Genomic DNA, 11,543 nt, shown 5'->3' on the forward strand with positions numbered 1-11,543 from the left:
CGGACTGCGTAGACGCAGACACTAGGAAGCGTGATCGTTTAAGCTGCCCATGCGGTAGCCGGCCAGATCCACGGCCACGTGGCGGTAGCCAAGCGCTGTGAGCCGGGCGTAAATGCCATGCTGCCGGTCGGCTTCAATCACGTCGGCCACCCGGTCGCGGGGAACTTCGATGCGGGCCACATCGCCGTGGCTTCGAAGCCGCACGGCCGCAAACCCGAGTTCACGCAGAAAGTCTTCGGCCTGGTCGATGCGCCGCAGTTCGGCGTCTTCGATGCGTGTGCCGTAGGGGATGCGCGAAAGCAGACAGGCCCCGGCCGGTTTGTCCCAGACAAGGCCGTGCCTCCTGGAAAGGTCCCGGATGTCCTGTTTGGTCAGGCCCTCGGCCAGCAGAGGGCTTATGACGCCAAGTTCGCCCAGGGCTTTGAGGCCCGGACGGTAGTCATCCAGGTCGTCAAGGTTGGTCCCGTCCAGGACACGGGCAATGTCCTCGGCCTGGGCCGTCGCCACGAGGCGCGTAAAGAGGTGGTGCTTGCAGCGGTAGCAGCGGTCCGGCGGATTGTCCCGGATCGTCTCGGGGAACGGGGCGTCCAGCAGCAGGTGGCGGACCTGCAGGGCCTGGGCCGTGGCCTTGGCGTCTTGCACGTCGGCCCGGGGCGTATAGGGTGCGACCACGGTGACGGCCAGGACCTTGTTTCCCAGGGCCTGCCGGGCGCTGTGGAGCAGGAAGGTGCTGTCCAGCCCGCCGGAAAACGCGACCACGGCGTGGCCCAGGGAGCCCAGGGCAGTAAGCAGGTTGCGGTATTTTTGGTCAGCGGTCAGGACTTGGGACATTGTGGGCTCCGCTCTTTCCCGCTCCTGGCGATGGAGGCGTAGACTTCGGTCAGGGGGATATCGTGGCGTCGGGCCAGCTCCCGGCAATCTTCCAGTTCCGGCTTGGAGCGCAGCACCTTCCCGTCTTTCAGGGCGTTTTTCATGGTCACGGTTCCAAGCGGGGTGTCCAGGCGCTCAAAGGCGACAGCCAGCACTGTCTTGTCAAGCGGGAAGCTTTTAATGCCAAGGGTGGTGGTGTGGCGGAAAAGCAGTTCCTTGAAGCGTTCCTCGTCGGCCACGGAACACAGGAGCGACAGGCAGGTGGCCGGGCGGTTTTTTTTCATCAGGATCGGGGTGAAATGCACGTCCATGGCCCCGTTCTCCATGAGGACATCCATGGCGACGCCGAGCATTTCGGCGGTCATGTCGTCGATGTTGCACTGGAGCAGGCGGGCCGGCAAAACCGAACCAGCGGTCCGGGGCGAGGCCGGGCGGGCCAGATGGACCCGCAGCACGTTGGGGATGGCTGTTTCCCGGTGGCCGATGCCGTAGCCGGTTTTTTCCGTCACCAGGGCCGGCGTGTCAGTGAAGGTGTCGACCAGCGCCGCCAGGATGGCCGCGCCGGTCGGCGTGGTGGTTTCCTGGGCCACTGCGCCGCGCGTGGTCGGGATGCCGTGCAGGATTTCCACCGTGGCCGGAGCAGGAACCGGGATGAGGCCATGGGCGCAGCGGACAAAGCCGCCGCCGAGTTCCACCGGAGAGGCCCACACCGCGTCCACGCCCAGCCGATGAAAGCAGATGGCCGCGCCCACGATGTCCACGATGGAGTCGGTGGCCCCGACTTCATGGAAATGGACCTCGTCTATGGTCTTGCCGTGGACCCGGGCTTCAGCCTCGGCCACCCGCCGGAAGATGTCCAGGCTGGTCTGCTTGACCGCCTCGGACAAGCTGCTCCCCCGGATGATCGCCTCGATGGCGGCGAGGTTTCGATGCGGTCCATGGCCGTTTCCGCCCGACTGGGCGTCGTGGTGGCCGTGCCCGTGGCTGTCGCTGGCGTGGGTATGGCCGTGGCCGTGCTCATGGCCGTGCCCGTGATCGTGTCCATGGCTGTGGTCGTGCGGCGCTGCTTCATGCCCGTGGCCCCCGGCCTGGGCGTGGTGGCCATGCTGTTCCTTGAGGATCACGTCCACCCGGGTGCCGTGGATGCCGTGGCGGGAATCGGTGGCCACCTGCAACTCGAATTCATGGTCCAGACCGAGTTTGGACAATTCAGCCCGCAGATATCCGGGATCGACCCCAAGCGCGATCATGGCGGCCAGATGCATGTCGCCGCTTATGCCGGCGAAACAGTCGTAATAGAGTATGTTCATCGCTTCATGCGCATAGGCGCTTGGTTGTAGCCCTTGCGGCGTGCCGGCCGGCACGCCGCAAGGGGCCGAAACGTTCTTAGGAGAGGCCTTTCTTGAAGTGCTCTCTGATTCCGTCCACTTGTTCCTGGAAGCCCGGACCCTCCATCTCGGCGGCGACTTTTGTCAGTATATCCGGAATGGGAATGTGCTGCGGGCACTTTTCCAGACACTCGCCACAGGCCACGCACTGTGAGGCGAATCCTGGCTCGTCATTGCCCGTTATGCCGCTCCCAAAGGCGGCATACATGAATTTTGCTTCCGCGATGTTTCCGAACATGTGCATTTTATTGTAGAAGTCAAAGCACTTGGGAATCTGGACGCCCATGGGGCAGGGCATGCAATAGCCGCAGCCCGTGCAACCGACCTGCATCAATTCCTTGTAGGTGCGCCCGGCCCGGTCCACCAGCTCCAATTCCGCATCGCTCAGGGAGTTGGCTGCGGCCTCGGCGGCAATGGCCAGATTCTGCTCGATGTGGGCTTCCTCGTTCATGCCCGACAGGACGACCGTGACTTCCGGGTGGTTCCAGATCCAGCGCAAGGCCCATTCCACGGGCGTGCGTTTGATCGTGGCCGCATTCCAGATATCGGCCACAGCCGGGGGCGCGGTGGGAAGGCCCAGGTTGCCGCCGCGAAGCGGTTCCATGACGATCACCCCCAGGCCCTTGGATGCGGCGTAGTTGAGGCCATTGGTGCCGGCCTGGAACTGCTGGTCCAGGTAATTGTACTGGATCTGGCAAAAATCCCAGGGATAGGCGTCGACAATGCGGGTGAAATCCTCGGCCAAGCCGTGGAAGGAGAAGCCGGCGTTGACGATGCGGCCATCGGCTTTTGCCTGATCGAGAAAATCCCCAATGCCAAGGGCCGCGACCCGGTCCCACGACGGTCCGTCAAGGGAATGGACCAGATAGTAGTCGATGTGGTCGGTACCCAGGCGTTGGAGTTGGGCATCGAGGTAGCGGTCCATATCCGCGCGGCTGTGTTGGAGCCAGGTGGGGAGTTTGGTGGCGACCTTGACCCGTTCCCGGTAGCCGTCTTTCAAGGCCCGGCCGAGCAGTGGTTCGCTTTGCCCGTTGACGTAGGGCCAGGCCGTGTCCATGTAGTTGACGCCGGCGTCAATGGCGCTGCGGATCTGGGCAATGGCTCGCGGCTCGTCGATTGTTCCTTCCGCCATGGGCAGGCGCATACAGCCGAAGCCAAGTATGGAGAGTTCGTCACCGGTTTTCGGCATTTTTCTGTACAGCATGCAGGGTCTCCTTGTCGTAACGAAATGGCGTGCAGCCGGTCCGCCCGCGGCTGGTCTGGCCGCAGGACCATGTGCTCAATACGTCAAGACAGTGGGGGGAGGAACGTCCATTCCTGCAAAAATATTGCCCGATCCTGGCGTGAATGAGAAGCGTTCGCTTTTGCCGCCGCCTGCCTGCCCGGACAGACTGGCGGCTTGGGCAGCCACTGGGCCTGGAACGGGAGCCGCCCGCCCGGGCAACAAACGGCCCAGGCCAGACAGTCGGACCGCTGCGGCAGGAACCGGAAGGCAGACGAGGGCCGGGGATGGGAGGCTTCAAACAAAAGCTGTCCAGGTATGGGGGGTGGTCTTTACATTTTGGCCGCGTGGTTCGCCACCGGGGCCGGGGCAGCACGGCCTTGTTGTGGTTCCATGGAAAACTGCCGTATTTTTTTAATATCCCGCAAGGGCGGTGCGCCAAAGAGGCGGCTGTATTCACGGTTGAATTGGGAATGGCTCTCATAGCCGACCTGAAAGGCGGCTGTGGCTGCATCAAGGTTGTCGGTCAGCATCATGCGTCGGGCTTCATGCAGCCGCAAGAGCTTTTGAAACTGCAAGGGGCTCTTGGTCGTCACGGCCCGGAAGTGGCGATGGAAAGACGAAGTGCTCATTTTGGCATAGGTTGCCAGATCGTCAATGCGCAGCGGCTGGGTATAGTTGTCCCGCAGCCAGTCGATGGCCTGGGCAATCTGGTTGCTCTGGGTGCCGGACGAGGCGATCTGCCGCAGCCGCGCCCCCTGGTCCCCAACCAGAAGGCGGTAGAGTATCTCGCGTTGAATCAGCGGCGCGAGGATGGCAATGTCTTGCGGCGTGTCGAGCAAATCGATCAGGCGGTGGAAGGCGTTTATAAGTGGCGCCGTGACTTCGCCCGTGGCCAGGGCGCGGCCCGATTGCTGCGCCTGGGGGAGCGGCACATTGCTGTCGGCCATCATCCGGGCGATGGTCGGCCGGTCAAGCTTGAGGCCCAGTCCCAGGTAGGGTCTTTCCCGGCTGGCCTCGCTGATTTGGGCCACGACCGGCAGCTCAACGGAACTGATAAGGAAATGGGCAGCATCATAGGTGTAGGTCTCTTTTCCCAGGACCACGCGCTTGGCTCCCTGGGCAATGAGGCACAGGCTTGGCTCGTGGACATAGTGCGTAAGGTCAGTCGGCGCGTCCCAGGCGTTGAGCGTCAGGCCGGGGATGGCCGTGACCAGACTGTTGTTTTTGCCGGCCCATCGGCCAATCCTCTCGGCCAGCGCCTCGCTTGCGCTCTGTAGGTCAGCGGATGTCAGGTCGTCTGAAGACTTGTCGGGGTGCATGAATAGCATTCCTGTCTTGGGAGTTTTCTCTTGGCCTCGGTTGATAGCGCGATGCGGCCTCTGGCAGGAGATACAATCCTCTCTGATTTTTGCCTGATTCTCTCACAAAACGCCAGTGTCAGCCAGAACCGTAGGGCCACCCGCTGGCAACCATCAGGACACGCCGAGAATCCAGCCCTCGAACGCGGCGATGGCCCGCTCTGTGTCCGTACGGTTTGGCTGGAAGAAGCTTGCCAGAGTGCCGTCCTGGTCGGCCTGCTGCAGCCAGGCCGCAGTGCAATAAGCGTCATGCTGGTCCTGGGTCCGGTCCTCCCGAGGCCAGAGGCCGCTCCAGAGCGACGGATAGACTTCGGCCACCACCGTCTTCCCCGCCGGAATGTCCCAGCCGTCAAAGGGCCACCAATGGACCCGTTCGCCGGCCTTGGTCCGGAGCGTGCGCAGCCAGGGCAGGCCGGCATGGGTCGAGTGGGCAACCGAACCGGGCACGCCGAAGTGAAAGACCGACTTGGCTCTGGGCGTGCGTCTCTCGACGGGTATGCCGAGCTGTTCGCCGCCTCCCCGGACCTTGGCCTCGCGCGTGCGTATCTCGGCACAACGCCGCCAAGTGGCATTGCCCTGGCGGGCCTCGTCGTTGTCGGCACCTCCCGGGCGTAAACTCTGGACATTGATCCCCGGCTGGTCGGTCGGCCAGTGGCGTTGGAAATCGTTTAGGAACTGCGACCAGTCAGGGGGCAGGTGGTATTGATCAAAGTAACAGAGGGGGAAGGAAAAACCGTGGTCGATGCCAACCAGGGTCGGGGTGCTTTCCTTCAGGCGGTCGAGGAGCCATTGGGCCAAGGTGCGCCTGGACCAGTGGCATTGCGGTAGAGCCGGCTCGGGCCGGATTTCCTGCGGTGGGGACGCTTCATTGGCCACATATGCCCGAATCCCCCGCAGACGGCTTTCGGGCGTGGCGGCTCCGGAATAATCAATGCCAATATACCGGCTGAACAGGGGGTGGGGCATGGGCAACCTCGCGCACGGGACGTTGGCCGGTCTGCTGCCGGTGGACCGTAACACGGTTGCAATCCTGCCTGGGCGCAGACAGCGGGTCAAGAAGCGGGACCGGCGGCCGCAGCAAGGTGGTTCCTGTCAGACTCAAACAGCAACGGTCATGGCCCCGACCTTTTTCCGTCTTTTCCTGCTCAACTTCCGCCCGTCGACTTGGCAGCATACCCGGTCAAATCAGACTCACCCCAGGTGGGATTCCAAAGGGCTCAGCCCTTTGGCCGCCGGAGGCCTCTTCGCCTCCTTTCTCTCACACTTCCCCGGCGACGGTGCTGGCCGGTGCTTGCCCGGGGTGCGGCAATTGGCTATGCCCGCCGGGTACCACGCTTTTGAGGTGAACCACATGTCCAAAACGACTCGGGCGACGCAGTTTCTGGCCAAGGCCGGGATCGCCTTTGAAACCATACAATACGACTACGAATCCGGGGCGGAGCGGATCGGTTTGCAGGCGGCGGCGGCCATCGGCGAAGCACCGTCCCGGGTGCTCAAGACGCTCATGGTGCTGGTGGACGGCAAACCGGCTTGCGCCGTGGTTCCGTCCGACGGCGAACTCTCCATGAAACGGGTGGCTGCGGCCTTTGGCGGCAAAGCGGCGGCCATGATGCCCCCGGCCGAGGCCGAGAAGGTCACCGGCTACCATGTCGGCGGCATCAGTCCCTTTGGCTCGCGCAAGAAAGTGGCGGTCGCCATCGAGGCGGCGGCCATGTCCGAAGCTTCGGTCATCATCAACGGCGGCCAGCGCGGGGTGATGGTGCGTCTGGCTCCGGCGGATGCCGTGCGGGTGTTGGGCGCCATGGTCGCGCCCCTTGTCGCCTGAGTCCATTTTGCGGCTAGCCAGGTGCCGGGGGTCAGAGCCTGTTCCCGGATGCGCATGGTACTTAAGGGGGCAGGCAGAGGCGCCGCAGCCGGATTTGGCTGCGGCGCCTCTGCCTGCCGTCGCGCTAGAAGGTGTATTTAAAACCGAAGGCGGCCTTCCAGGCGTCCCGGGCCTCGCTGGCCAAGCGGTGGCCCCAGACGCTTGTCTGAAAACCGCCGGGATGCGCCCATCCCGTTTCCAGGATGAGGGCCAGATTGTCGTAGAGCGCGTAGGTCGTGTCCCAGTTGACACCGACAAGCCATTCGTTGACCGTCAGATCCCGGCCCATGACAAACAGGGGATTGCTGCCCAGGGCCGCATTGGCGTCCCGGATGGCCCGGGGCGCATTGTTGCCGCGCACATAGGCGGCGGTCAGGCGCTGTTCCAGGCGCTCGATGAACTTGACCTTGGCCAGCGAGGCCCCAATCCCCCAGCCGCCGGCCGGGTTGACGTGCATATTGGAACTTTTGCCCAGTTCCTGGCCACCGTCGAACAGGAAGCTGTTGCCGGCGTTCCAGGCCTGGGTACTGCTCTTTGACTCGGCATGGCCGGGATAGTAGCAGGGCAGACGCTCCGAACCATTGGCCGTGGAGGCGTCTTCGCCAGTGGACCACCAGCCAAAGACCTGCGGCGTGACGGTGTCAAAGCCGGCATATTCCAGGCCCAGGTCCATGAACCAGCCCTGGCGCTGGTTTTTCTGATATTCATTGAGCCCCACATGGCCCCACAGCAGGTCGGCATACATCCGGAACGGGTCCAGGACCGTCACCGATACGGGCAGTCCGGCCCAGAGCACACCGATGAAATTGTCCTTCCAGCCTTGCGGCTGCCGGGTGAGCAGACCGGCGGAAATGAGTCCCTCGGCCCAGCCTCCGTCGGTTATGTAATAGGCCCCTTTGCCGCCGATGGAGTAATCGACGAAGGGCGTGGCCGTCATGCCCGGCAGGGTCACGGCCGCTCCCAGGAAATAGCCTTCCTGGTTGCGATAGATCTGGCGCAGGTCAGGCTCGAAGGTCCGGGCGCTGGCAATGGTGCGGGTGTAGGCCGTAATGAGGGTCAGGGTGTCGTCGATGACCGGCACGGCGACGACGAGGCTGGCGGCGTCGGCGTCAATGATCGGGCTGCCATTGAAAAAGGGACTTTGGGGGAGAGACGTCGGTTGCAGGCCGGCAGTTATCCGGATTTTGGTTTCGGGCCACAGGAACTGCAGATAGGCTTGGTAGACTTCCACGGAGACCGTGGGGTTGGCAGCGGTCAGGGTCCCATGGCCCCAGGTGTCCTCCACCTTGACCCCCAGGCGGAATTTGAGCGCCTCGCTGCTGATGAAATCCGAGCGCAAGCGGAACCGCTCCCAGATTTCGAAACGGTCCTCGGTCTCCGAACCGGCCTGTTGCCAGCTCGGGGCCTCGCTGGTCCAGTACGGCGCGTTCCATCCCGTGAAATTGCGGTTGGCGAAATAGTCGGCGTACACCCGGGCATCGCCGGTCATACGCACTTCCGCGGCGGCCAGGGCGTCCGCCGTGACGACAAGGCCAAGGGCAAGGGCCAGCCAACCAAACACCGGTCGTTTCATGTCCTCCTCCTTCCAAAGGTGTTGCGGTTTCGTCCGGACTCCGGGCTTTGGCGCATGGCTGGCGCACAGCCCGGCTGCACAGGGCGGCAGGGTTCGGACTCCTCGTCACAGGCGTAGCGTATGGGGCTGGCATGCCAGGAAGACTGGACCGGTCTTGGCGCGGCAAAGCGCATGGTCGGCACCCGCTGCAGGCGGAGCAGACTTTCGCGCCATCAAAGAAGAGCCCGTCGGGAAGCAGCAACGAGATGTGCTTCGGTTGGCACCATGGCAGTTCGCGAGCAATGCGTGGCGACGAGCTCTTCTTTGGTATCGCGTCTGGCCGGCAAAACAGGGTGCCGGCCGGAATTCTCCCGGGAGAGGGATCTCTCCCGGGAGAGGGGTTCGCCCGGACGGGCTACAGGGCTGCGGTGTAGATGTCGGCCACATCCTTGTCCGTGGCGCAACGCGGGTTGGTGAAGCGGCAGATGTCCTTCTGGGCGTTGGCGGTCATGGTCGGGATGTCTGCCGCCTTGACCTCCTTGCCGTAGCGCTTGCCCAGTTCGACCAGATTGGCCGGGATGCCGACGTCGGCGGAGAGCTGGCGAATGGCCTTCAGGGCCAATTCGGCGGCATCGCGCGGGGACAGTCCGGCGGTATTTTCGCCCATGATTTCGGCCATGGCCGCAAACTTCTCCACCTTGGCGATGAGGTTGAACTTCTCAACGTAGGGCAGCAGCAGGGCGTTGCATTCGCCGTGAGGAAGATTGTAAAATCCGCCGAGCTGGTGGGCCATGGAATGCACGTAGCCGAGGCTCGCATTGTTAAAGGCCATGCCGCCCAGGTACTGGGCGAAGCACATGCCTTCGCGAGCCTCCAGGTCCTGGCCGTTGGCCACGGCCTTGCGCAGGTATTTGAACACCAGCTTGATGGATTCAACGGCGCAGGCGTCGGTCATGGGGTTGGCGATGGTGGAGACGAAGGCTTCCACGGAATGGGTCAGGGCGTCCATGCCGGTGGCGGCGGTCAGGGCCGGGGGCATGCCGACCATGAGGACCGGGTCGTCGATGGCGATGCCCGGGGTGATGCGCCAGTCGGCAATGGCCATTTTGACATGGCGGGAGGTGTCGGTGATGACTGCGAACCGGGTCATCTCCGAGGCCGTGCCGGCAGTGGTGTTGACGGCCAGATAGGGCATGAGCGGCTTGGTGGACTTGTCGACACCCTCGTAGTCGTGAATTTTGCCGCCGTTGGCAATCAGCAGGGCGATGCCTTTGCCGCAGTCGTGGGAGGAGCCGCCGCCGAGGGTGATGAGGCTGTCGCAGCCATTTTTCTTGAAAATGACAACGCCGGCATCGACATTGGTGTCCGTGGGATTGGGTACGGTCTCGTCATAGATCACGTAGGGCATGGCAGCGGCGTCGAGCAGATCGGTCACCTGTTTGACGATGCCGGCGGCGACCACGCCTTTATCCGTGACCAGCAGGGGTTTGCTGCCGCCCAGGGCCTTAATCTTCTCCGGAATCAGCTTGGAAGCGCCGATACCGATAAGCGTCACGCTGGGGATGAAAAAGCCGTACACCTGTTCCTGAACTGCCATGGCGTCCTCCGAGAATGTTAGAGGTTGTCCGCGTCTCGTTGCTTGGCGCAGTTGGCCGGTTAGGCTGCGTACCCTGCTATGGCGACGTATGGGCCGCAGCCGTTCCCGGTATTGTTGCTTGGATCAGTCTGGAATACGTCTTGTTGCCGCCTGCTGTTTTGCGGGATGCTGGCGGCTGTCAACAGCCGGATTTTCCCCATAGCATCGCTTTTCCATACGTTTCCAGCCCTGCCGGAGCATCAGGATCACGTTTCCCAAAGCAAAAGGTGGACCATCTCCGGGAGGGTGGGCGATTTATTGGAGATCATCAATAATTACGGATTGTTGTCTGTAGAGATGGATGCGGCCGGTGCAGCGGGAGTGTTCACTCTCTGGACATGTCAGGCTGACATGTCCGGTTTCCAGGCAAAGGTGGACACTGGGGAAGGAGAGAGCCGCTGGCCATTGCCGGCGTTGTGGCGTGGGATGTTGGCGGCAGGCGTGCTGCCCGCACCCGGGGATGTACGCCGTCGCGGTCGCGGCACCGGGGGCTGAGCCGGTTGGGGTGCGTGGTGCGCCGCTTACCCGGCCCGGAAGGTGTCGGCCGTGATGCCGTATTGTTTGAGCTTGGCGTAGAGCGTGGTGCGCGAGATGTTGAGCAGGCTTGAGGTGCGCCGGAAATTGCCGCCGGTCTCGCGCAGGGTTCCGAGGATGAGCGCCTTCTGGATGCGCTTGAGGGACATGGCCGCCTCGCCGGGCTTTTGCTGCCGGCCCCGGATCATGTCGGCCATGACGTCCTGGGGCAGGTCGGTGATGTCGATGCGGCCGTCGCAGGCCACGTTGACCAGCCGTTCGATGCAGTTTTCCAGTTCCCGCACGTTGCCCGGCCAGTGGTGGGCGGCCAGGGCTGCCAGGGCCTCGCGGGACATCTCGAGTTCGGGTTTGCCCAGCGATTTTCGAAACTTGTCCATGAACAGGCGGGTTAGGAGCTGCACGTCGTCGTCGCGTTGGCGCAGGGGCGGAATCTGGATGGTCAGCACGTTTAGGCGATAATAGAGGTCGCTGCGAAAGGCGTTGTTGCGAACCGCGGTTGGCAGGTCCTTGTTGGTGGCGGCGATGATGCGCACGTCGATGTGCTTGGCTTCCTTGCCGCCAAGGCGGGTGACCTCGCTTTCCTGGAGCAGGCGCAGCAGGCTCACCTGGGCCTCCAGCGGCATTTCGCCGATCTCGTCGAGAAAGATCGATCCGCCGTCGGCCAGCTCGAATTTCCCCGGGCTGCCTTCCTTGAGCGCCCCGGAAAAGGCCCCGGCCACATAGCCAAACAACTCGCTTTGCACGAGATTGCGTGGCAGCGCCCCGCAGTTGACCACCACGAAGGGACCTTTGCGGCGGTTGCCGGCGTTGTGGATGGCCTGGGCAAAGAGTTCCTTGCCTGTGCCGGATTCCCCGAGGAGCAGGGTGGTGGCGTCGCCCTGGGAGGCCACCCGTGCCAGACGGATGGCTTCCCGCAGCGGCCTGGACTCGCCCATGATGTTTTCAAAGGTGTAGACCGCCTTGGCCCCGGCTACCCGGGCGGCGTATTTGCGCATCCGCCGCGTCTCGCGCAGGGTAAGGATGACCCCGCCATCGGCAAAGGGGGCGCAGGACAGGGAACAGGACAGTTCCCCCTGGTCCAGGCTGAAGGCGACCTCCCGGTCGTGGAAGGTCTCC

9 protein-coding genes are annotated in these 11,543 nt (G+C 63.3%); 1 reads left to right on the plus strand and 8 read right to left on the minus strand.

Translation table 11 applies throughout. The annotated features are described in order from the left end of the window. Positions 1-21: 21 nt before the first annotated feature. From larE to DVDV_RS05730, 5 genes are all read right to left on the minus strand, one after another. A complete protein-coding gene (larE, locus tag DVDV_RS05710) occupies positions 22-831 on the minus strand; it encodes an ATP-dependent sacrificial sulfur transferase LarE (RefSeq protein ID WP_075353747.1) in 810 nt (269 codons plus the stop codon). Further along, positions 816-2,180, minus strand: a complete 1,365-nt coding sequence (larC, locus tag DVDV_RS05715; RefSeq protein ID WP_075353748.1) for a nickel pincer cofactor biosynthesis protein LarC — start codon at positions 2,178-2,180, stop codon at positions 816-818. The genes larE and larC overlap by 16 nt, the downstream gene beginning before the upstream one ends. 76 nt (positions 2,181-2,256) lie before the next feature. Next, positions 2,257-3,462, minus strand: coding sequence for an aldo/keto reductase (locus tag DVDV_RS05720; protein ID WP_075353749.1), 1,206 nt, complete (start codon positions 3,460-3,462; stop codon positions 2,257-2,259). A gap of 350 nt (positions 3,463-3,812) precedes the next feature. Next, positions 3,813-4,802, minus strand: a complete 990-nt coding sequence (locus DVDV_RS05725; protein ID WP_083634658.1) for an AraC family transcriptional regulator — start codon at positions 4,800-4,802, stop codon at positions 3,813-3,815. A gap of 153 nt (positions 4,803-4,955) precedes the next feature. Next, the gene (locus DVDV_RS05730) at positions 4,956-5,807 is read right to left on the minus strand and encodes a hypothetical protein (RefSeq protein WP_075353751.1); all 852 of its coding nucleotides are present in this window, start codon (positions 5,805-5,807) and stop codon (positions 4,956-4,958) included. A gap of 385 nt (positions 5,808-6,192) precedes the next feature. Here DVDV_RS05730 and ybaK point away from each other — a divergent pair, with 385 nt between their 5' ends. Next, positions 6,193-6,666 carry a Cys-tRNA(Pro) deacylase gene (gene ybaK, locus DVDV_RS05735; protein ID WP_075353759.1) on the plus strand — a complete coding sequence of 158 codons (474 nt, stop codon included), beginning with the start codon at positions 6,193-6,195 and terminating at the stop codon, positions 6,664-6,666. A gap of 124 nt (positions 6,667-6,790) precedes the next feature. Here the strand turns inward: ybaK and DVDV_RS05740 are convergent, their stop codons facing one another. From DVDV_RS05740 to DVDV_RS05755, 3 genes are all read right to left on the minus strand, one after another. After that, the gene (locus tag DVDV_RS05740; protein WP_075353752.1) at positions 6,791-8,278 is read right to left on the minus strand and encodes an outer membrane homotrimeric porin; all 1,488 of its coding nucleotides are present in this window, start codon (positions 8,276-8,278) and stop codon (positions 6,791-6,793) included. Between the two features lie 394 nt (positions 8,279-8,672). Then, positions 8,673-9,854 (minus strand): iron-containing alcohol dehydrogenase, encoded by a 1,182-nt coding sequence (locus DVDV_RS05745; RefSeq protein ID WP_075353753.1) that lies wholly within the window; start codon positions 9,852-9,854, stop codon positions 8,673-8,675. A 560-nt stretch (positions 9,855-10,414) separates the two neighbouring features. Beyond that, on the minus strand, positions 10,415-11,543 hold a 1,129-nt coding region (locus tag DVDV_RS05755; protein WP_139311539.1), incomplete at its 5' end, for a sigma-54-dependent Fis family transcriptional regulator.

Source organism: Desulfovibrio sp. DV (genome assembly GCF_001936595.1).
Classification (GTDB): Bacteria; Desulfobacterota; Desulfovibrionia; order Desulfovibrionales; family Desulfovibrionaceae; genus Solidesulfovibrio.

What these genes read in the sequence shown, in the direction of transcription:
- ybaK (WP_075353759.1), top strand. Translation starts at nt 6,193, where the DNA reads ATGTCCAAAACGACTCGGGCGACGCAGTTTCTGGCCAAGGCCGGGATC.
- larC (WP_075353748.1), bottom strand. Translation starts at nt 2,180, where the DNA reads ATGAACATACTCTATTACGACTGTTTCGCCGGCATAAGCGGCGACATG.
- DVDV_RS05745 (WP_075353753.1), bottom strand. Translation starts at nt 9,854, where the DNA reads ATGGCAGTTCAGGAACAGGTGTACGGCTTTTTCATCCCCAGCGTGACG.
- DVDV_RS05730 (WP_075353751.1), bottom strand. Translation starts at nt 5,807, where the DNA reads ATGCCCCACCCCCTGTTCAGCCGGTATATTGGCATTGATTATTCCGGA.
- DVDV_RS05720 (WP_075353749.1), bottom strand. Translation starts at nt 3,462, where the DNA reads ATGCTGTACAGAAAAATGCCGAAAACCGGTGACGAACTCTCCATACTT.
- larE (WP_075353747.1), bottom strand. Translation starts at nt 831, where the DNA reads ATGTCCCAAGTCCTGACCGCTGACCAAAAATACCGCAACCTGCTTACT.
- DVDV_RS05725 (WP_083634658.1), bottom strand. Translation starts at nt 4,802, where the DNA reads ATGCACCCCGACAAGTCTTCAGACGACCTGACATCCGCTGACCTACAG.
- DVDV_RS05740 (WP_075353752.1), bottom strand. Translation starts at nt 8,278, where the DNA reads ATGAAACGACCGGTGTTTGGTTGGCTGGCCCTTGCCCTTGGCCTTGTC.